Genomic DNA, 19873 nt, shown 5'->3' with positions numbered 1-19873 from the left:
ATGGAATGGAGCCCATGATCAGGTCCTCTCGAATCCCCGCGCTGTTGATCGCGCTCGGCGCCACGGCGCTGGTCGCCGCAGGATGCGGCAGCGACGACGACAGCAACTCGTCCTCGTCGGCGACGACGACGGCCGCCGCGGCGCCCGCCGCGTCGACCGACGGCGCGACGAGCCTCAAGGACGTCTGCCCGTCCACGGTCGTCATCCAGACCGACTGGAACCCGGAGTCCGACCACTCCGAGGCCTACGCCATCGCGGCACCCGGCGGCACGTACGACAAGGGCAAGAAGCGCTACACCGCGCCGCTCATGGCCCAGGGCAAGGACACCGGCGTCAAGGTCGAGATCCGCGCCGGCGGGCCGGCGACCGGGTTCCAGAGCCCGACGCAGCAGATGTACGTCGACAAGTCCATCATGTTGGGCTACGTCAACACCGACGAGTCGATCCAAAACTCCAAGAAGCTCCCGACGGTGTCGGTCATGGCGCCGCGCGAGCACTGGGCGCAGGTCCTGATCTTCGATCCGAAGAGCCACGACTTCAAGACGATCGCCGACATCGGCAAGACCGACACCAAGGTCCTGTACTTCAAGTCCAACGTGTACATGGACTACCTGACGGGCTCGGGGATCCTGAAGAAGTCGCAGGTCGACTCGTCCTACGACGGCAAGCCGGCGCGGTTCGTGTCCTCGGGCGGCAAGCTCGTCCAGCAGGGCTTCATCACGGCGGAGCCGTGGCAGTACGAGCACCAGGTCAAGCCGTGGATGAAGCCGGTGTCGACGCTCTCGATCGAGCAGTCCGGCTATCCCAACTACGGCGAGACGCTGGCCGTGCGCAAGGGCGACCTGGCCAAGGACACGCCGTGCCTGAAGAAGCTGATCCCGATCGTCCAGCAAGCGCAGGTCGACTACGCCAAGGACCCGGCGACGGCGAACGGGATCATCGTCAAGGCCGCCGAGGAGTACAACAACGGCTGGGTCTACCCGGCGGCGCTCGCCGACTACGCCGCCAAGGCGCAGGTCGACAACAAGATCATCAACAACGGTGACGACGACACGCTCGGCGACATCGACGAGGCGAAGGTCGCGAAGATGCTCAGCATCGTGTCGCCGATCTACGCGAAGAACCACATCACGGTCGCCGCCGGGCTGAAGCCGGCGGACCTGTTCACGAACGCGTTCATCAAGCAGGGCATCGGCCTGTAATGGCCGGTGTCGGTGCGCGGCCCGGGGTCGACTTCCGCGACCCCGGGCTGCCCCGGCGCCTGCATGGGGCGTTCTCCGGCCTGCGCGAGGACGACCCGGTGTGCCGGCTGCGGGACGGGTTCTGGTTCGTGACGCGGTACGACGACGTCGCCGTGTTGTTGAAGGACCGCGTGCGGCTGGGGACCGACCTGCACGCGGTGCGCGGCTACGACGAGGCGCGGCCGTTCGGTGCGGGCAGCGCGCTGGAGCGGTTCCAGGAGGGGTTGCTGATCAACCTGCCGGCGGCCGACCACCGGCGCGTGCGGGGCGCGTTCACGAAGCCGTTCACGCGGGGCGCCGTCGAGGCGTCGATGGGTGAGCTGGTGGCGCGCGAGGCCGCGGCGCTGCTGGCGGCGCTGCCCGACGACGGGGAGGTCGACTGGGTCGCGGCGGTCGCGCAGCCGCTGCCGGCACGCGTGTTCATGGCGCTGTTCGACCTGCCGCACGACGACATGGACATGTTGCTCGCGCTGCTGCACCAGGACACGGTCGCGATCGACGTCCTGCTCGACCCGGCCATCGTCGCGGCGGAGGACCTGGCGCGGGGGCAGGCGGCGATGCTCGGGCTGGTGACGTACCTGGAGGAGCTGGCGGTGGCGCGCCTGGACGCGGGCGCGACCGGCGACGACCTGCTCTCGTGGCTGCTGCGGGCGCACCGCGACGGCGTGCTGTCGTGGGACGACGTCCTGACGCAGGCGATGGAGTCGCTGGCGGCGGGGACGTCGACGACGCAGACGCTGCTGTCCGGGATGATCGAGGCGTTCGCCGCGTTCCCAGGGGAGTGGGACCGCGTGGCCGCGGATCCTTCGTTGGTGACGAGCGCGGTCGAGGAGGCGCTGCGCTTCGTATCACCCGCGTTGACGATGGGGCGGGTCGTGTTGGAGGACTTCACACTGCACGGCCGATCGCTCCGGGCCGGCGACGTCGTGCAGTGCGCGGTGCTGGTCGCCAACCGCGATCCGGCGGCCTTCCCCGAGCCCGACCGGTTCGACGTGGGGCGGACGCCGAACCGCCACGTGGCCTTCGGCGGCGGCGTGCACACCTGCCTCGGCGCGCACGTCGCCCGGCTCGAGGCCCGCGAGGTGCTGGAGCGGGCAGCCGAGCGATGGCGTCGGATCGAGGTGGACGGCGACGGCGGCACGCTGCACCCGACGCTGATGATCCGGACCTACAAGTCGCTGCCGGTGCGGCTGGTAGGGCGCTGAGGGTGTCCGCCCGCGCCGCCCTCGGTTGACGCGCCTCGATGGCGGCCGGCGGCGCGACCGCCGTTGGCCGCGACCGTTGTCGCTACCGGCGCGTCGTCGACCCCGGCGCTGCCGCCGCTCAGTGATCCCCGCCGGCGTCCCCGGGCCCGACGTTCAGCGCGATCCAGACCTCCATCGCCGCGTCGACCGAGGCATGGTCCTTGGTGGCGAGGAGGTCGAGGAGGAGGCCGCGGGTCACGGCGATGCCGAGGCGGCTGTTGGCGCGGGCGGTGGCGGGGTCCATGCCGGTGGCGATGTTGATGTCAGTGATGGTGTCGAGCCAGCTGTCGACGATGCCGTCGAGGAACGCCTCGGTGCCGGGGCGGCCCTGGAGCGCCTGGCCGTAGAGCTCGAAGAACAGCCGCTCGTTGGCCCACAGGCTCGGGTCGGAGATGTGCTTCCACCATGCGCGCATCGCGGTGGCGGGGTCGGCGGCCGGATCGGGCAGGAGGTCCGGGAGGCCTGCGCGCTGGCGCTCCTCGACGGCGCGGACGACCGCGACCCAGAGCTGCGCCTTGGACCCGAAGTGATGGATGAGCATGCGGTGGCTCGTCCCGATCGCGCTGGCCAGCTCGCGGAGCGAGAGGTCGCTGATCCCGCGCTCGGAGATGTAGGTGATGGCGCTCTCGAGCAGCTGAGCGCGCGGGTTGCTGCGGGGCACGGACGTAGTGTACCGTGTGGTACATGACCCCCAAGCCCATCACCGTCTCGATCGAGGTTCCCCAGCCGCGCACCAAGGTGTACGACTACCTCGACGTCATGGCCAACCACGAGCCGTTCACCAACCACATGCTCGTCGACTGGTCCTACTCGGGTCCGCCGCGCGGTGTCGGCAGCAAGGCCGACGTCAACTCCAAGGTCGGCGGCCGCAAGGAACCCGTCGCCATCGAGGTCGTCGACGCGGTCGCACCCTCGAAGATCGTCGAGCACAACGTCTCTGCCGGCGGCAAGCGCCAGGCCAGCGGCACCTACGAGCTGGCCGAGCTGCCCAGCGGCGGCACCCGCGTCTCCTTCACCTACGCCTGGCGCGAGGCGCCGATCGCCGACCGCCTGATGGCACCGCTCGTGCGCGGGATCCTCAAGCGCGGCAACGCGAAGGCGATGGAGCGCCTGGCGGAGCAGCTGCCGGCGTAACCAGCGCCGACGCTCCCCAGAAGGCCAGAGACCTGCCGATTGGCAGGTCCCTTTAGGTTGCGCGACGGCGCTCGTCAGTGAGACGTTGTCACTATGACACCAACAGGTTTGAAAGCCTTTCTCGGCGCGCTCGTCGTGGCCGCGCTGCTGCCCGGCGTGGCCTCGGCCACGACCTATCACGCGACCGACTCGACGTTCGCATCCATCTTCGCCTCGGCCTCCGGCGGCGACACGATCTATCTCGCCGACGGCGACTACACCGGCTTCACGGGAGCGACCAAGTCCTCCACCGTGACCGTCCGCCCCGAGCCCGGCGACACCCCGGCGCTGTCGCTGGACCTCGACGACACGGCGTCTCACATCACGTTCGACGGCTTCACGGACCTCGGCGGCTGGCTGGTCAACGGCTCCGACCACATCACGATCGAGCACTCGACGCTCACCGCCCCGATCGCGCTCTACAACGGGGCGACCGACATCACGCTGGACGACGTCGTGCTCGACGACCTCGGCGAGGCGACCTGGGAGGGCCGGCTGTCGATCATCGACGCGCACGGCGTGACCGTCGAGAACAGCCACTTCGGCGGCAATGCCGGCTGCTCGGACGGCATCTTCCTCGGCGGCGGCTCCGACGACGTCCTGATCCAGGGCAACGAGTTCGAGGGCATCCAGCAGGGGTCCTGCGGGGCGCACAGCGACCCGATCCAGTTCTACGGGTCCTCGGACGTCACCGTCGACTCCAACTACTTCCACGACAACTCGACCGGCCTTATGTCTCCCGACGGCGCCGGCTCGCCGTTCACCTGGACCAACAACGTCATGGTCGCCGACGGCTACGCCTGGGCAGTGGTCGACGGCGGCGGCGTCGGCGACGTCATCCGCCACAACACGATCGTCGGCGACTGGACGATCGCGGTCACGCCCGACCACGACGACGACGATCCCGACGACGTGACCGTCACCGACAACGTCCTGACCGACGACGTGTACATCGGTACCGCCCCGAGCGGCAACGTGACGCGGGACTACAACCTGGTCCCGGGCGGCGGCGTCGGCGCGCACACGATCTCCGGGACGCCGACGTTCGCCAACGTCGCCGCCGGCCGCTGCGCCTACCGCCTGATGTCCTCGTCGGCCGGCTACCTCGCGGCGTCCGATAGCGAGGACATGGGCATCACCGGCTGCGGCCCGCCGCCGGCCGACACAACGCCGCCCGACACGACGATCACCGGCGGGACCAACGGCAAGGTGTCGTCGACGAGCGCGAGCTTCACGTTCGCGGCGACCGAGTCCGGCTCCACGTTCGAGTGCCGACTCGACGGCGGCTCGTGGTCGACGTGCACATCGCCCAAGTCCTACACCTCGCTCGCGGCCGGCTCGCACACGTTCGACGTGCGCGCCACCGACGCGGCGTCCAACACCGACGCGACGCCCGCGAGCGTCACCTGGACGATCGGGACGTTCTCGACCGCGCCGACGTTCGTCGGCGAGCACGAGGTGTCGTCCTGGACGACGACCACCGGCACGGCCAAGTCCACGTCGTCGTTCTCGGTCCAGGCCGGGGACATCCTGGTCGCCTACGGGATGACCGCCGACGCGAGCATCACCGAGGCGATCTCCGGCGGCTCGCTCAGCTGGACGCTGCGGCGCAGCGACACCACATCCGGCTACGGCGCCAACTACGTGTGGACGGCCGTGGTGCCCAGCAACGCGACGATCTCCGTCACGTTCACGCGCACCGCGGGCAGCAACGAGTGGGGCGGCGACGTCCTGCAGCTCCGCAACAGCTCCGGCATCGGCGCCTCGGCGATCGGGCGCGGGACGGGCGGGCCGTCGCTCGGCCTCACCACGACCGAGAACCACTCGGCGGTCGTCGTGGCGTCGGTCGACTGGAACGCGGTCAGCGGCACGTCGCGCACCTGGCGGACGACCGCCGGGGCGCTGACGGAGGAGTCCTACTTCTTCTCCTCGGGCGGCTACACCGGGTACGGCGGATACCACGGCGACGTCGGGACGGCGGGCGCCAAGACCGTCGGGCTGAGCGCGCCGACCGGCCAGAAGTACACGATCGCCGCGATCGAGGTGAAGGGGACCTGAGCCTCGGCTAGGCGGCCGCGGCGGCCGTCCGCGTGGTCCTGCCGAGGTCGCGCATGATCACGCGGGCGGTGTCGCGGCCAGCGTCGTCCGGCCACGCCGCGCCGGCGTCAGCCGCCCGGCAGCCCCAGCAGCGCGCGGGTCTGCGCGGCCGTCGCCAACGGCCGGCCCGCGATCCGCGCCAGCTCGGCCACCCGACCCACCAGCCGCGCGTTGGTCGCCGGGACGGTGCGCTCGGCGTCCATCCACGCGTTGTCCTCCAACCCGGTCCGGACGTGCCCGCCGGTGAAGACCGCCACGGCGTTCATCGGGAGCTGGAAGGCGCCGAGGCCGCCGGCGGCCCAGGTCGTCCCGGCCGGCAGCGCGCGCGTGAGCTGCGCGAGCGCCTCGGCGGTCGCGGGCGCCGTGTTCGGGCTGCCGAGGATCACGTTGGCGTAGAGCGGCGGCTCGAGGACGTCGCGTGCGACGAGCTCGTGCGCGAGGTAGGCCATGCCCGTGTCGAAGACCTCGAGCTCCGGCCGGATCCCGCGCTCGCGCATCCGCGTCGCGAGCGCGACGATCGTCTCCGGCGCGTTGACGCTGGCCGTGGTCCGGAAGTTCAGCGAGCCGAGCGTGAGGCTCGCCATGTCGGGGCGCGCGTCGCCGTCGAGCGCGAGGACGTCGGCGCGCTGGTCGAGCCCGGCGGCGTCGCGGCCGCTGGTCGTCACGCACACCACGACGCCGGGGCAGCGCGCCCGGATCTCGGGCACGAACTCCGCGTAGGCGTCACGCCGCCAGTCCGGCCCCTCGTCGTCGGCGCGCCGCGCGTGCAGGTGCAGGATCGTCGCGCCGGCCGCGAACACGGCGCCCGCGTCGGCGACGATCTGCTCGGGCGTCACCGGGACGTGCGGGACCGTCGCCCTGCGCGGCACCATGCCCGTCAGCGCCACGTTGACGACGAGCGGCGGATACGGACGCAGCGGGTGCGGGACGTGGTCGGCGGTGCGGGGCACACGCGTATCCTGACCGTCCGTTGCCCGACCACGTCGACAGCCCCGCTCGCGTCCACGTCGTCGGCACCGGCTCGTTCGCGCTGGAGGTCGTCGAATACGCGCGCGCGTGCGGCTGCGACGTCCCGGCGCTCGTCGAGCTCCTGGACCCGGCCCGCGTCGGCACCGAGATCCACGGCCTGCCGGTCGTCGCGTTCGACGCGCGGCCCGCCGGCGACGGGCTCGCGGTGCTCGGCGTCGGCGGCGACCGGCTCGCGCCGTGGGCGGAGCTGACGAACCACGGCTGGCGCCCGGCGCCGCCGCTCGTGCACCCGGCCGCGCACGTCAGCCCGAGCGCGACGCTCGCGCCCGGCGCGGTCGTCGGGCCCGCGGCGGTCGTGGGCGCCGCGACGACGATCGGCGCGCACGTGCTCGTCGGCCGCGGCGCGCTCGTCGGCCACCACGTCGTGCTCGGTGACGGGGTCGTCCTGAACCCGGGCGCCAACGTGGGCGGCAACACGCGGATCGGCGCCGGCGCGCGGATCGGCATGGGCGCCGCGGTGGTCAACGGGACGACTGTGGGCGCCGGCGCCGTGGTGGCGGCCGGCGCGATGGTCATGCGGTCGGTCGACGACGCCGTGCGCGTGCAGGGCGTTCCCGCCCGGCCGTACGCGGCCGGGGCGACGCTGCGCTGATGACCGGGCGCCTGAGCGTGCGCCGGCGCGCGCTGGCCGCGCTGGAGCGGCGGTTGAACGCGTTGGGCGATCGCGTCGTCGCCGACGCCGCCGCGCGCGAGCAGCATCTCGCCGTGACGATCGAGGACCTGGGCGAGCGGCTCGGCGCGCTGGAGGCCGTCGCCGGCGCGGCGGACGAGCGTGCCGGCGCCGGCGCCGCGCAGCTCGCCGCGCGCGCCGCCACGCTCGACGACCAGCTCGGAGCGCTCGGCGAGCGGATCGCCGCGCTCGAGCACCGCCTCGGCGACGAGCTCGCCCCGATGCTGCGCGCGGTCGTCGACGACGAGGCCGGCAACCGCCGCCGGCTGTGGGCCCTGCGCGACGACCCCGACTACGCGCTCGCCTACACCGAGGACGAGCCGCTGGTGAGCGTCGCGATCGCGACGCACGACCGCCTGGAGCTGCTGCTCGAGCGCAGCCTCCCGTCCGTGCTCGGCCAGACCTACGAGCGCCTGGAGGTGACGGTCGTGGGCGACGCCGCGCCGCCGGCGGTCGGAGCGGCCGTCGCCCGCATCGGGGACCCGCGGATCACCTACATCAACCTGCCCACCCGCGTCCGTGGCCCCGAGGGCCGCCATTGGCTCACCGCCGCGACGCAGACGCGCAACGAGGGCTACCGCGTCGCCCGTGGGCGCTGGACGCTCGACTTCGACGACGACGACGCGCTGCACCCCGACGCCGTCGCGGTCCTGCTCGAGCACGCCCGCGTCACCCGCGCCGAGGTCGCCTACGGCGACATCGAGCAGCACGCGCCCGACGGCACCGTCGAGCGGCTCGGCGCCTTCCCGCCGGCGCCCGGCGCGTTCTCCCTCTCCGCCGCGCTGGTCCACTCCGGCCTGCGCATCTTCGCCCGCGAGCACGTCGCCGCCGCGATGGGGGTCCCCGGCGACTGGTATCGGGCCGAACGCATGCTGCGGGCCGGCGTGCGCTTCGCCCACCGGCCGGGCCCGGTGTTCGCCTACTACCCGACGTTCCTCTGGGGCGGTCGGCCGGACCCGCCGCCGGCATAGGCGGGCGCAGCGCGCCGCGCGGTGACGCCGAGGTCGCCCAGGACCACCCGTGCCGTGTTGCGCCCCGGCGCGCCCGACACGCCCGCGCCCGGGAACGTCCCGGAGCCGGTCAGGTAGAGGCCGGACACGGGCGTCGTGTAGCGGGTCAGCTCGCGGTCGCGGCCGAGCAGCGCCGCGAGCGGGCCGCCCGCGAAGGAGGGCGCGTACCCGGCGGGCATCGAGAAGTCGCGCTCGTAGTCGTCGGGTCCGACCAGGCGCCAGCGGCGGACGCCGTCCAGGAAGCCGGGCTCCATCGACCGCGCGAAGGCCGCCAGCCAGCGTTCGGGCTCGGCCGACCCCGGCCAGCCGCCATGCAGCCGGTACGGCGTGAACAGCGTCTCGAGGCTGAAGACGTGGCCGCCGCCGGCGGGCGCGACGGTGGGGTCGAGCACCGACGGGACGTTGGACAGGAACAACGGGTTGGTCGCCACGCGGCCGGCCTCGGCGTCGCGGTGGGCGGCGAGGATCGCGTCGAGGCCGGGCGCGACCACCATGGTGGCGTTGAGCACCGCGCCGATCCCCAGCTCGTCGAGATGCTCTTGATGGAGGCCTCGGGGCCGGGGGAGGGCGTCGACGACCGCATCGACCTTGCTCTCGTAGCCCTCGCGCACCGGCCGGTCGCGCCACCGGGCGACGAGGTCCCGGGCCTGCGCCGGCGGCGCGTGGAGGAGCTCGACGAGCGTCCGGCGCGGATCCCCGGCGGAGATGACGACCGGCGCGTCGACGCGCGTGCCCTCGCCGAGGCGGACGCCCGCGACCGTGCCGGCGTCGCAGAGGATCGCGCTGACGCGGGCGCCCGTCCGGATGGTGCCGCCCGCGCCGCGCACGGCGCTCGCCAGCGCGTCGGTCAGCGCGCCCGACCCGCCGACCGGGCGACCGACCGCGATGAGATGGCGCAGCGCGTAGCCCAGCGCCCCGAGGCCGGTCCCCGGCGCCTGCGGCGGCAGGCCCCAGACGGCGGGCCCGGTCGTCGCGACCGGGCCGAGCAGCGCGTCGGAAGTGAAGTAGTCGCGCAGCACGTCGGCGGCGCTGCGGCGCGACAGCTTCAACAACGCCGCGAGTCCGCGCCCGCGCGTCTTGGCGAGCCGCGTCGCGACGCCCAGCGGGGTCGGCACGCCGCCGGTCATCTCCATCACCAACCGCGCGGCGGGCAGCAGGTCGTCGACGTAGCGGCGGTAGCCCGCGACCTGGTCGGGATGGGTGAGCGCCAGCGACTGGAGCGTGCGCTCGACGTCGGAGAACAGGAACCACGGCGCCAACCCCGTATCCCACGGCAGCGCCAGCTGCGCCGGCTCGAGGTCCAGGTACCGCAGGCCGTGGGCGGCGAGGTCCAGCTCCTCGATGATGCCGGTCGCCCGGACCAGCGCGTGGTCGCAGTTGCAGATGTTGACCCGCGCGCCGCCGAGGACCTCGACGGTCGAAGCGCAGCCGCCGACGCTGTCGCGCGCCTCCAGGACGCAGACGTCGACGCCCCCGCGCGCGAGGTAGGCCGCGCACGTCAGCCCGTTGTGGCCGCCGCCGACGATGACGACGTCGTGGCGCGCGTCGGCGGTCATGCGGCGGAGCGGCGTGCCGTGAGGAGGTCGTGGAGCGAGGACGCGAGCGCTCGCTCGTCGGTGTCGACGAGGGCGCCGCAGCGCACGACCACGCTGCCGTCCACCACGACATCGCGCGGGCGGCGGCCAGGGGAGGTCCAGAGGAGAGCAGGGAGGGGATCGCCGATGCCCGCATCCGCGACGCCGCTCAGGTCATACACGTTGAGATCGGCCGCCGCGCCCGGCTCCAACGACCCCAACTCGCTCCGGGCCAGGCCCAGCGCGCCGCCGCGCGTGGCCATCGTCAGGACCTCGACCGCCGTCAGCGGGCGGCCGCTCAGCGGCGACGCCTGGAGCGCGAGGCGGGCGTCGGCCAGCAGGTGGCCCGCGTCGTTGGAGCCGCCGCCGCTGGTGCCGAGTCCTACAACTGCGCCCGCGTCCAGCAGCGCCCCCGCCGGCGCGAGCCCCCAGCCCATCGGCAGGTCGCAGCCCGGCGCGTGGGTGACGGTCGCGCCGGAGGCCGCCACGCGCGCGATCTCCGCGTCGGTGACGGCGCAGAGGTGCGCGATCGTCACGCCCTCTTCCAGCCAGCCCCACTCCTCCAGCAGCTCCAGTGGCCGGCGCCCGTAGCGCTCCGCGGCAACGACCACGTCGACCTGCTCGTTGGCCTGCGTCCGCCGCGGCAGCCCGTGCCGGACCGCCACCTCGCGCAGCGCGTCGAACGTCGCCCGCCCGTCGCTGTGCACGCCGGCCGGCCCTACGGCGAGCGAGGCCGGGGGGAGGAGCGCGGCCAGCGCGTCGGCGGCGGAGGCGGCGACATCCGGGTCGTCGCCCGCGGTGCCGCGCACGAACACCAGCCGGGCGCCGAGCGCCCCCGCCGCGCCGAAGACCGCCTCCGCCATCCCGGCGTGGTCGGCGCCCGCCGGCCATGTCAGGTGGTGGTCGGCCACCGTCGTCACGCCGCACAGCAGCGCCTCGGCCAGCCCGACGGCCGCGGCCGCGCCGCACAGCTCCGGGTCGACGCCGACGGCGCGGTACGCCGCGTTCATCACGCCGAGCCAGTCGCGCATCGGCACGCCGCGCGTCCCGGGCAGCGTCCGGAACGCGCTCTGCAGGAGATGGTGGTGGGCGTTGACGAGGCCCGGGATCACGGCGCAGCCGGCGGCGTCGAGGACCGCGGCGCCGGGCGGAGCGGCGACACCGGGCCCGATCTCCACGACGCGCCCGTCGACGCAGAGCAGGTCGACGTCGGAGACCACCCGCTCGCCGGTCCAGACGAACGCCGCTCCGCGAACGAGCAGCGCGCTCATCGCTCGAACGCGAACGCGGCGATCTCGGCGAGGGCCTCGGCCGCGGAGGCGATCATGCCGGCCCACAGCGTGGCGCCGAGCTCGGCTGAGGCGAGCGTCGGGTCGCCGATGGCGCCGGTGGCGGAGAGGTCGTCGGCGGCCCAGCCGAACGCGACGTCGCCGCCGAAGCGGACGCGGGCGTTGCCGGCGAACGCGTTCGGGATCGATCGCTCCGCGACCGACATGTCCACCAACTCCGGGCGGAGGTGCAGGACGACGGAGGTCTCGTCGCGTCCCGCGTGCACGCCCATCCCGAGCTCGTCGTCGTGCACGTCCGCCGCGCCGCCGCTGTCGCGCGGCTGGGACGGGTGCATGAGGAACGTCATCAGCCCGTGCGCGAGGCGCAGCTCGCGGTTGGCGACGGTGAGCAGCGCGGTGTTGCCACCGTGGCCGTTGAGGAACACGAGCTTCTTGGCGGGGAGGGTCGCGAGCGAGCGCCCGAGGTCGTCCAACACCGACAACATGGTCTGCGGCGACAGCCAGATCGTCCCCGGCGCCCACGCGTGCTCGTTGGACTTCGTGTAGGCCAACGGCGGCAGCAGCCACAGGTCGAGCTCGTCGCCGCGGGCTGCGACGACCGCGGCGGCCAGCGCGTCGGCGATCAGCAGGTCGGTGGACAGCGGCAGGTGCGGCCCGTGCTGCTCGATCGCGCCCACCGGCTGCAGCAGCACGGACGACGGCGACAGCCGGTCCGCGATCTCCGGCGCGCGGAGGTCGGCGAGCGAGCGCGCGCCCGCGCTCATCGATCGAGCACCAGCGTGATCAACCCCCATGCGGGGAACGGCGAGGTGTAGGTCTTGGCCAGCGGGTCGGCGTCGGCCGCCCCGGGCACCGGGTCGTAGGTGTGGTTCTCGCCCCGGAACGACACCTGCGTCAGCGCCGGGAACGATGCCAGGACGCGCTGGCCCATCTCGTACACCAGGTGCTGGATCGACTCGGACACGAGCTCGTCGAACGTCTCCAGGACGACCGCGAGCACGTCGCCCGACGGCACGTGCGCGTCGCCCACCGCGTCGGTCGCGTCGCCGTACTTCCAGCGCACGTCGAGGTGGATGAACAACGGCCGGTCCTTGCGCTCCGGCAACGTGGTGTCGTCGTCGCGCGCGAACTTCGTGAACGCCGAGCCCGTCGTCTTCAGCAGTTGCAGCCCGACGTGGCCGGCCTCGTGGTCGATGACGCCGCCGCCGGGCGCGAGCTCCAGCGTCGCGATCGCGTGGTCGCCCTCCACACGGCGGAACAGCTTGCCGCTCTCGGGTACCCATGGCTGCGCCTCGGCCCACAGCCGCAGGCCCTCCATCTCCGGGTAGGTCTCCAGGAACCCGCGACCCAGGTCGTACAACAACCCCTCGAGCGTCTCCCCGTCGTACTCGTGCGCGCGGCGCAGGATGACGTTCTTCATGGTGTCGGTCGCCACGACCGCCGAGTTGTCGCCCTCGGTGTAGGCCGGCAGGAAGCCCTGGCCCAGTACCTCCATGCTGACGTCGGCGGCGAGCAGGCGCTCGCCGCGCACGAGGTGCACGGGCACCGAGAGCTTGCCGTAGGAGATGCGGGCGTCGGTCAACCTGATGTCCTTGGTTCGTCGACGACGAGGTCGTCCAGCCGCAGCGCCGCGATCTTCGCGATCTCGGCCAGGGCGGTCACCTCCTCGGCGTCGGAGTCCTGCGCCAGGCGCTCGCGCGCCGCGGCGATGATCGAGTCGGCCGTGTGCTCGCGCGCGCACACGACGAAGGGGAAGCGGAAGCGCTCGCGGTACGCCGCGGTCAGCGCGAGGAGGTCGGCGTGCTGCTGGGGCGTGAGCCGGTCCAGGCCGGCCGCGGCCTGCTCGCGCGTGGACTCCTCGGTCAGCTCGCCGGCGATCGCGGCCTTGCCGGCGAGCTCCGGGTGCGCGCGGATGAGCGCCAGGCGCGCCTCGGGGTCGGCCTCGTCGACCACGGCGACCATCGCCGCGTGTAGCTCGGCGACCGACGCGAACGGCCCGCGCCTCCAGACGGTCTCCGCGACCCAGGCCGAGTCCTCGAAGACGCCGCCGAAGCGCGCGACGAAGCCGTCGCTGCTCAGCGTGGCCGCGTCATGGATGCCCAGTCGCCGGTGACCCCGGTCGGCGACCCGGCCGCGCGGGGCGGGCGGGTCGTGCGTCATGGATCGCGGACATTACAGGGTGGGTGGGAGCGTCTTCGTACGCTAGATTCCGCCCATCGTCCAGCGACGCCCTGGTCAGGCGCGGCCCTCGGCACCGGGCCAGCGTTGTCTCCCAGCTTGGACAGCTTCCTGACCATCCTTCGACCCCGCACCCTCGACGACGCCCTCGCGGCACGCGTCGCGCACCCCGAGGCGACGATCGTCGCCGGCGGAACGGGCGTCCTCGTCGAGCTCAACCGCGGGGCGATCGACCCGCCGACGCTGATCGACCTCAGCGCCTGCGCGGACCTGCGCGCGACCGCGCGCGAGGGAGACGTCGTCGTGCTCGGTGCGACCACCACCTACACCGACGTGCTCGAGCGCCACGCGGACACGCTGCCCGGGCTGGCCGCCGCCGCGCGCACGGTCGCCTCGCGCCAGATCCGCAACCGCGCGACGCTGGCCGGCGCGCTCGTCCTCGGCGACCCGTCGAGCGACGCGCTCGCGGCGCTCGGCGCGGCAGGCGCCACGGTCGATGTCGCGAGCGCCACCGCCCGCCGCACGATCGACGCCGTGGCGTTCGTCACCGCGCCCGGCCGCTGCGCCCTCGCGCACGACGAGCTCGTCGTCGCGCTGCGCGTCCCGGTCGCCGACGGGCCCGTCGCCTACGCCAAGGCCGGCGCGCGCAACGCGATGGCCCGCGCCGTCTGCGGCGTCGCGGTCGCACTGCACCCGCGGCGGCGCCGCGCGTCGGCGTGCGCGGTCGGGGTCGCCCCGACCGCGATCCGGCCCGAGGTCGCCGAGGCGCTGATCGCCGCCGACTGGGACGTCCTGGCCGCGCCCGAGACGGCCAAGCGCTTCGGCGCGCTCGTGGCCGCCGCGGTCGACCCGATCGCGGACGCGCGCGGCAGCGCCGAGTACCGCCGCCACGTCACCGGCGTCCTGGCGCGGCGCGCGCTGACGCGCGCCGTCGAGGGGCTGGACGCCGCATGAGGATCGTCGTGGACGGCACGGCGCACGCGGTCGACGACGCGCATGCGGGCCAGTCGCTGCTGCGCGTCCTGCGCGACGTCCTCGGCGTCACGAACGCCAAGAACGCCTGCGAGCAGGGCGAGTGCGGGTCGTGCACGGTCGCGATCGACGGCGAGATCGCGTGCGCGTGCCTCGTGCTCGCGGCGCAGGCCGACGGCACGACCGTCGAGACCGCGGGGGCGCTCGCGGCGCCGGACGGCGGCGGGCTGCATCCGCTCCAGGAGGCGTTCCTGGAGGCCGGCGCCGTCCAGTGCGGGTTCTGCACGCCGGGGCTGGTCGTCGCGGCCCGCGACCTCCTGGCGCGCAACCCGGAGCCGACCGACGCCGACATCCGCGAGGGCCTGAACGGCAACCTCTGCCGCTGCACGGGCTACACGAAGATCATCGAGGCGGTGCGGCGCGCCGCGGCCGCCGCCAGCGAGGAGCGCACGCCATGAGCACGATCGTCATCGAGGGCTGCGCGATCGCGACGGTCGACGACGAGCGCCGCGAGATCGCCGACGGCCACCTCGTGATCGAGGACCAGCGGTTGGTCGCGGTCGGCGAAGGACCCGCCGCCAGCGACCACACCAACAAGGCGATCCGCCGCATCGACGCGGCCGGCAAGCTCGCGACGCCCGGCCTCATCAACTGCCATCACCACCTCTACCAGTGGGCGACGCGTGGCTACGCGACCGACGCCACGCTGTTCGAGTGGCTGGTCGCGCTCTACCCGGTCTGGCAGCACATCGACGACGCGGTGGTCGCCGCGGCGGCGCGCGCGGGGCTGGCGTCGCTGGCGCGGTCGGGCTGCACGACGACGACCGACCACCACTACATCTTCCCGCGCCATGCCGGCGACCTGCTGGGCGTCGAGATCGACGCGGCCCGCGCGATCGGGATGCGCTTCCACCCGTGCCGCGGCGCGATGGACCTCGGCAAGAGCGCCGGCGGCCTGCCGCCCGACGACGTCGTCGAAGACCGCGACGCGATCCTCACCGCGTGCGCCGAGGCGATCGACCGCCATCACGACCCCGAGCCCGGCGCGCGCGTGCGGATCGCGCTGGCGCCGACGTCGCCGTTCAGCGTGACCGGCGAGCTGATGAGCGAGACCGCGGAGCTGGCGCGGGCCCGCGGCGTCCGGCTGCACACGCACCTCGCCGAGACCGACGACGAGGAGCGGTTCTGCCTCGAGCGCTTCGGCGTGCGCCCGCTGCAGTACCTCGACGACCTGGGCTGGCTGGGCGACGACGTCTGGCTCGCGCACTGCGTGCACCTCAACGAGGACGAGACCGTGCGGATGGGCGCGGCCGGGACGGGCGTCGCGCACTGCCCGACGTCCAACGGCCGGCTCGGCGCGGGGATCGCGCCGGTGCCGTCGCTGCTGGCCGCGGGCGCGCCGGTCGGGCTCGGTGTCGACGGCGCGGCGTCCAACGAGTGCGGCGAGCTGGTCGACGAGCTGCGCGCCGCGATGGTCCTGGCTCGCGTCGCGCGTGGGCCGCGCGCGCTGAGCGCCCGCCAGGCGCTGGAGATGGCGACGCGCCACGGCGCGCGCTGCCTCGGGCGCGAGGACGAGCTGGGGCACCTGAGCGTCGGCGCGCTGGCCGACGTGGCGCTTTGGAACCTCGACGAGGTCGGCTTCGCCGGGATCGCCGATCCGATCGCGGCGCTCGCCTTCGGCCCGACGCGCCCGGTCGACACGCTCGTCGTCGGCGGCGAGGTCGTCGTCGAGGACGCCGAGCTGCGCACCGCCGACCCGGTGACGCTCGCTGCCGAGCTGCGGCGCGAGAGCGGCCGCATGGCGCTGGCGGCGCCGGGGACATGAGCCCGCAGCAGGGCGACACGTGGCAGGCGCAGCACCCGCGGACGGTGCGCCACACCGGCACGGGCGCCGAGCCCGAGGCGCTGCTGGACGAGGACGCCGAGCGCGCGGCCCGCGCCGGGCACGTCGGCGCGCGCCTGACGCGCAGCGACGGGCCGGCGAAGGTCGCGGGGGAGTTCTTGTACTCCTCGGACCTGCGCGTCGAAGGCATGCTGTTCGGCGCGACGGTCCGCAGCCCGCACGCCTCCGCGCTCATCCGCGGGATCGACGTCCGGGCGGCGCTCGACGTCCCCGGCGTGCACGTGGTCTTGACGCACGCCGACGTGCCCGGCGACAAGCTCGTCGGCAACACGCTGCCCGACCAGCCGGTCCTCGCGATCGACCGCGTGCGCCACCACGGAGAGCCGGTCGCGATCGTCGCGGCCGAGGACGCGGTCACCGCGCGGCGGGCGGCGGCGCTGGTCGTGGTCGAGTACGCGCCCGTCGAGCCGCTGACGACCGTCGAGGCCGCACTGGCCCCCGACGCGCCCGCGCTGCACCCGGCCGGCAACGTCCTGCGCGCGGTCCCGATCCTGGCGGGCGCGCCGATCGCCGACGCGCCGGCGCCGGGCGAGGTCGTCGTGACCGGCCGCTACGAGGTCGGCATCCAGGACCAGGCGTTTCTTGGCCCGGAGTCCGGCTTGGCGATCCCGGACGGCGAGGGCGGCGTCGAGCTGCACATCGCCACCCAATGGCTGCACGTCGACCGCGATCAGGTCGCGGCCGGCCTCGGCCTGCCGGCCGAGCGCGTCCGGCTCGTCCTGGGCGGCGTCGGCGGCGCGTTCGGCGCGCGCGAGGACCTGTCGATCCAGTTGCACGCGTGCATGCTCGCGCTGGTCACCGGGCGGCCGGTGAAGATGGCCTACCTGCGCGACGAGTCGTTCACCGGCGGTCACGTGCACCGCCATCCGGCTTGGATGGAGTACGAGCACCGCGCCGACGCGGCGACCGGGCTGCTGACGGCGGTCCGCGCGCGCCTCTGGCTGGACGGCGGCGCCTACGCGTCGTCCTCGACGGCGGTCGTCGCCAACGCCACCACCTTGGCGGCCGGCCCGTACGCGTGCCCGGACGTCGACCTGCTCGGGACCGTCGTGTACACCAACAACCCGCCGTGCGGCGCGATGCGCGGGTTCGGCGCGGTGCAGGTCGCCGTCGCCTACGAGGCGCAGATGGACAAGCTCGCGGCGGCGTCGGGGCTCGACCCGATCGAGCTGCGGCGCCGCAACGCGCTGCGCGACGGCGGCGTGCTCCCGACCGGCCAGGTCGTGCGCGGACCGATCGCGACCGTCGCGTTGTTGGAGGCATTGGCTGAGCATCCGCTGCCGGCGGAGCGCCCCGCGGGCGCGGCGGTCGACCCGCGCGACCTGCCCGGCAGCCAGTTCGCCGCCACGCGCGGCGAGGGCGTCCGGCGCGGGGTCGGCTATGCGGCCGCGTTCAAGAACATCGCCTTCTCGGAGGGCTTCGACGACGCCTCGACGGCGCGCGCCCGGCTCACCGCGCGCGACGGCCGCGCCGTCGTCGAGGTCCACACCGCCGCGGTCGAGGTCGGCCAGGGCGTCCTCGGCGTCCAGGAGCAGATCGCGCGCACCGAGCTCGGCGTCGAGGCGGTCGTCGTCGCGGCCGCCGACACCGCGATCGACTCCGCCGGCTCGGCCTCCGCCTCCCGCTTGACGTGGATGGTCGGCGGCGCGGTGCGGGCCGCGTGCGTCGCGGTGCGGACCGCGGCGCTGGAGCGCGCGGCCGACTGGCTCGGCCGCCGCGACACCGCGCTGGCGCTGCGCGACGGCGCGGTCTGGCAGGGCGCCGAGCGCGTGCTGGACCTCGTCGAGCTCGTCGAGGGCGGGGCCGAGCCGCTGGAGGCCACGCGCACCTATCGCCACGCGCCGACCGAGGCGTTGGACCCCGTGACCGGCCAGGGCGACGCGCACGCGGGCTTCGGGTTCGTCGCGCACCGCGCGGTCGTCGAGGTCGACGTCGAGCTGGGCCTCGCGCGCGTCGTCCAGCTCACGTGCGCCCAGGACGTCGGCCGCGTGATCAACCCCATGGCCTTGGAGGGCCAACTCGAGGGCGGGTCGATCCAGGGTCTGGGCCTCGCGTTGAGCGAGGAGGTGCTGCTCGCCGGCGGCCTGGTCCAGACGCAGTCCCTCGGCTCCTACCGGATCCCGACGATCGTCGACGCCGCGCCGGTCGACTCCATCATCCTGGAGCTCGGCGATCCCGAGACGCCGTACGGGCTGCGGGGCGTGGGGGAGATGCCGTCGCTGTCCTCGACGCCCGCGATCCTCGCCGCGCTGCGCGCCGCGACCGGCCACGAGCTGCCGCGCGCGCCGGTCCGGCCGGAGGAGCTTGTTGTCCATGTCGACGAGGAGGAACACGCGCGATGACCGACGCCGACCGCGGCGCGCTCGGCCACGGCTACACCGTGGTCACGCCGGCCAACCACTACCCGAGCCGGCTGCCGGAGTTCGGCGACCAGCCGGTCGTCAAGCTCGTCACGCCGCGGATGGCGCCGTCGCGTATCGGCGAGTACCTGGTGTCCTTGCATGCGGGCGGCGGCACGACGCGCCGCGTCGGCGCCGGCTACGAGCGGTTCTTCTACGTGTTGGACGGGGCCGTGACGGTGCGCATCGCCGCCAGCGAGCGCCGCACGCTGCCCGCCGGCGGCTTCGCCTACCTGCCGTCCGACACCGCCTACGAGCTGCGTGCCGGCGACGACGCGCCCGCGCGGCTGTTGATCGTCAAGCGCCAGTACGAAGGCCACGCGGCCCACGACGCGCCGGGCGCGCTGTCCGGCCACCGCGACGACCAGCCCTTCGCCCCGACCGCGGTCGCCGGCTTCACCCGCCGCGAGCTGCTGCCGGTCGACGACCCCGCCTTTGACTTCGCGATGTCCTTGCTGCGCTTCGAGCCCGGCGTCGGCCTCGACAAGATCGAGGTCCACGACGAGGAGCACGGCCTCTGGATGACCGAGGGCGGCGGCACCTACGTCCTGGGCACCGACGAGCACGCGGTCCAGGCCGAGGACTTCATCTACATGGCGCCCTACTGCCCGCAGGGCTTCACCGCGAGCGCCGACGGGCCGGCCGAGTACCTGTTGTACAAGGACACTTGGCGCGACGGTTTCTGAGCACTTGTAGTGCCGCGCACTTTGCACGGATGCTCCAAGTACTCGCTCGCCCTCGCCGTCGTCTGCGAGGCGTGCCTGACGCCATGGTGGGGCTGACGTTGAACGGCAAGCCGTTCTCGCTCGGGTCCAAGTACGCCAACAACCCGGTCCGGAGCAGTGGGGCGGTCGTTACCCGGCGCCGGCGCCCGGGGTCCTGGACCCCGAGACGTTCCGCGTGATCTACGAGGAGAGCGACAGCACGCCGCCGACGGCCACGATCGACACGCCGCGGCCTCCGGGGCGACCTATCCGCAGGGCGCGAGGATCGCGCTGGCCTACGCCTGCCAGGACGAGGAGGGCGGGTCGGGCATCGGCTCCTGAACGATCAACGGGCCGGACGGGGTCGACCCGGCCGACCCGACGCTCGTC

At 74.0% G+C, this 19873-nt stretch carries 18 protein-coding genes; 11 read left to right on the top strand and 7 right to left on the bottom strand.

The features are described 5' to 3' along the window. Positions 1-14: 14 nt before the first annotated feature. Positions 15-1202, top strand: a complete 1188-nt coding sequence (locus DSM104299_RS16690) for a hypothetical protein (RefSeq protein WP_272472770.1) — start codon at positions 15-17, stop codon at positions 1200-1202. Continuing rightward, positions 1202-2446, top strand: coding sequence for a cytochrome P450 (locus tag DSM104299_RS16685; protein ID WP_272472769.1), 1245 nt, complete (start codon positions 1202-1204; stop codon positions 2444-2446). Before DSM104299_RS16690 ends, DSM104299_RS16685 begins: the two co-directional genes overlap by 1 nt. Before the next feature lie 118 nt (positions 2447-2564). On the opposite strand, the gene DSM104299_RS16680 is transcribed toward DSM104299_RS16685, so the two are convergent. Then, on the bottom strand, positions 2565-3146 hold the full coding sequence (locus tag DSM104299_RS16680; protein WP_272472768.1) for a TetR/AcrR family transcriptional regulator: 582 nt from the start codon (positions 3144-3146) through the stop codon (positions 2565-2567). A 23-nt stretch (positions 3147-3169) separates the two neighbouring features. On the opposite strand from DSM104299_RS16680, the gene DSM104299_RS16675 reads away from it, so the two are divergent. Continuing rightward, entirely contained in the window at positions 3170-3619 is a 450-nt protein-coding gene (locus tag DSM104299_RS16675) for an SRPBCC family protein (protein ID WP_272472767.1), read from the top strand. 108 nt (positions 3620-3727) lie between these two features. Beyond that, entirely contained in the window at positions 3728-5716 is a 1989-nt protein-coding gene (locus DSM104299_RS16670; RefSeq protein WP_272472766.1) for a right-handed parallel beta-helix repeat-containing protein, read from the top strand. Positions 5717-5823: 107 nt separating this feature from the next. On the opposite strand, the gene DSM104299_RS16665 is transcribed toward DSM104299_RS16670, so the two are convergent. Then, the gene (locus DSM104299_RS16665) at positions 5824-6705 is read right to left on the bottom strand and encodes a beta-keto acid cleavage family enzyme (protein ID WP_272472765.1); all 882 of its coding nucleotides are present in this window, start codon (positions 6703-6705) and stop codon (positions 5824-5826) included. A 20-nt stretch (positions 6706-6725) separates the two neighbouring features. On the opposite strand from DSM104299_RS16665, the gene DSM104299_RS16660 reads away from it, so the two are divergent. After that, positions 6726-7376, top strand: coding sequence for an LbetaH domain-containing protein (locus tag DSM104299_RS16660; RefSeq protein WP_272472764.1), 651 nt, complete (start codon positions 6726-6728; stop codon positions 7374-7376). Next, complete coding sequence (locus DSM104299_RS16655) at positions 7376-8425, top strand: glycosyltransferase (RefSeq protein ID WP_272472763.1); 1050 nt, start codon at positions 7376-7378, stop codon at positions 8423-8425. The genes DSM104299_RS16660 and DSM104299_RS16655 overlap by 1 nt, the downstream gene beginning before the upstream one ends. Here DSM104299_RS16655 and DSM104299_RS16650 read toward each other — a convergent pair. Genes DSM104299_RS16650 through uraD form a run of 5 tightly spaced genes read right to left on the bottom strand, consistent with a single transcriptional unit; the run spans position 8377 to position 13487 of the window. Then, entirely contained in the window at positions 8377-10020 is a 1644-nt protein-coding gene (locus DSM104299_RS16650) for a phytoene desaturase family protein (protein WP_272472762.1), read from the bottom strand. The two genes, DSM104299_RS16655 and DSM104299_RS16650, sit on opposite strands and share 49 nt — an antisense overlap. Next, positions 10017-11309 carry an amidohydrolase family protein gene (locus DSM104299_RS16645; RefSeq protein ID WP_272472761.1) on the bottom strand — a complete coding sequence of 431 codons (1293 nt, stop codon included), beginning with the start codon at positions 11307-11309 and terminating at the stop codon, positions 10017-10019. The genes DSM104299_RS16650 and DSM104299_RS16645 overlap by 4 nt, the downstream gene beginning before the upstream one ends. Further along, positions 11306-12091 (bottom strand): creatininase family protein, encoded by a 786-nt coding sequence (locus DSM104299_RS16640; protein WP_272472760.1) that lies wholly within the window; start codon positions 12089-12091, stop codon positions 11306-11308. Before DSM104299_RS16640 ends, DSM104299_RS16645 begins: the two co-directional genes overlap by 4 nt. Further along, positions 12088-12909: a factor-independent urate hydroxylase gene (gene pucL, locus DSM104299_RS16635; protein WP_272472759.1), complete on the bottom strand. Its 822-nt coding sequence runs from the start codon at positions 12907-12909 to the stop codon at positions 12088-12090. The genes DSM104299_RS16640 and pucL overlap by 4 nt, the downstream gene beginning before the upstream one ends. Further along, a complete protein-coding gene (gene uraD, locus DSM104299_RS16630; protein ID WP_272472758.1) occupies positions 12906-13487 on the bottom strand; it encodes a 2-oxo-4-hydroxy-4-carboxy-5-ureidoimidazoline decarboxylase in 582 nt (193 codons plus the stop codon). Before uraD ends, pucL begins: the two co-directional genes overlap by 4 nt. 117 nt (positions 13488-13604) lie before the next feature. Between uraD and DSM104299_RS16625 the strand changes: the two genes are divergently transcribed. From DSM104299_RS16625 to allE, 5 genes are read left to right on the top strand one after another with little or no spacing between them, the layout of a single operon-like run. After that, positions 13605-14459, top strand: a complete 855-nt coding sequence (locus tag DSM104299_RS16625) for an FAD binding domain-containing protein (protein WP_272472757.1) — start codon at positions 13605-13607, stop codon at positions 14457-14459. After that, positions 14456-14935, top strand: a complete 480-nt coding sequence (locus tag DSM104299_RS16620) for a (2Fe-2S)-binding protein (protein WP_272472756.1) — start codon at positions 14456-14458, stop codon at positions 14933-14935. The genes DSM104299_RS16625 and DSM104299_RS16620 overlap by 4 nt, the downstream gene beginning before the upstream one ends. Next, positions 14932-16302: an 8-oxoguanine deaminase gene (locus DSM104299_RS16615; RefSeq protein WP_272472755.1), complete on the top strand. Its 1371-nt coding sequence runs from the start codon at positions 14932-14934 to the stop codon at positions 16300-16302. Before DSM104299_RS16620 ends, DSM104299_RS16615 begins: the two co-directional genes overlap by 4 nt. Next, positions 16299-18722, top strand: coding sequence for a xanthine dehydrogenase subunit D (pucD, locus tag DSM104299_RS16610; protein ID WP_272472754.1), 2424 nt, complete (start codon positions 16299-16301; stop codon positions 18720-18722). Before DSM104299_RS16615 ends, pucD begins: the two co-directional genes overlap by 4 nt. Further along, a complete protein-coding gene (gene allE, locus DSM104299_RS16605) occupies positions 18719-19465 on the top strand; it encodes a (S)-ureidoglycine aminohydrolase (RefSeq protein WP_272472753.1) in 747 nt (248 codons plus the stop codon). The genes pucD and allE overlap by 4 nt, the downstream gene beginning before the upstream one ends. Positions 19466-19873: the final 408 nt, after the last annotated feature.

Origin of the sequence: Baekduia alba (assembly GCF_028416635.1) — a bacterium.
GTDB lineage: Bacteria > Actinomycetota > Thermoleophilia > Solirubrobacterales > Solirubrobacteraceae > Baekduia > Baekduia alba.
The sequence above is the reverse complement of the archived record's forward strand: the minus strand, read 5'-3'. Positions and strand labels throughout refer to the sequence as shown.

What these genes read in the sequence shown, in the direction of transcription:
- DSM104299_RS16690 (WP_272472770.1), top strand. Translation starts at nt 15, where the DNA reads ATGATCAGGTCCTCTCGAATCCCCGCGCTGTTGATCGCGCTCGGCGCC.
- DSM104299_RS16685 (WP_272472769.1), top strand. Translation starts at nt 1,202, where the DNA reads ATGGCCGGTGTCGGTGCGCGGCCCGGGGTCGACTTCCGCGACCCCGGG.
- DSM104299_RS16675 (WP_272472767.1), top strand. Translation starts at nt 3,170, where the DNA reads ATGACCCCCAAGCCCATCACCGTCTCGATCGAGGTTCCCCAGCCGCGC.
- DSM104299_RS16655 (WP_272472763.1), top strand. Translation starts at nt 7,376, where the DNA reads ATGACCGGGCGCCTGAGCGTGCGCCGGCGCGCGCTGGCCGCGCTGGAG.
- DSM104299_RS16650 (WP_272472762.1), bottom strand. Translation starts at nt 10,020, where the DNA reads ATGACCGCCGACGCGCGCCACGACGTCGTCATCGTCGGCGGCGGCCAC.
- DSM104299_RS16645 (WP_272472761.1), bottom strand. Translation starts at nt 11,309, where the DNA reads ATGAGCGCGCTGCTCGTTCGCGGAGCGGCGTTCGTCTGGACCGGCGAG.
- DSM104299_RS16640 (WP_272472760.1), bottom strand. Translation starts at nt 12,091, where the DNA reads ATGAGCGCGGGCGCGCGCTCGCTCGCCGACCTCCGCGCGCCGGAGATC.
- uraD (WP_272472758.1), bottom strand. Translation starts at nt 13,487, where the DNA reads ATGACGCACGACCCGCCCGCCCCGCGCGGCCGGGTCGCCGACCGGGGT.
- DSM104299_RS16620 (WP_272472756.1), top strand. Translation starts at nt 14,456, where the DNA reads ATGAGGATCGTCGTGGACGGCACGGCGCACGCGGTCGACGACGCGCAT.
- DSM104299_RS16615 (WP_272472755.1), top strand. Translation starts at nt 14,932, where the DNA reads ATGAGCACGATCGTCATCGAGGGCTGCGCGATCGCGACGGTCGACGAC.
- pucD (WP_272472754.1), top strand. Translation starts at nt 16,299, where the DNA reads ATGAGCCCGCAGCAGGGCGACACGTGGCAGGCGCAGCACCCGCGGACG.
- allE (WP_272472753.1), top strand. Translation starts at nt 18,719, where the DNA reads ATGACCGACGCCGACCGCGGCGCGCTCGGCCACGGCTACACCGTGGTC.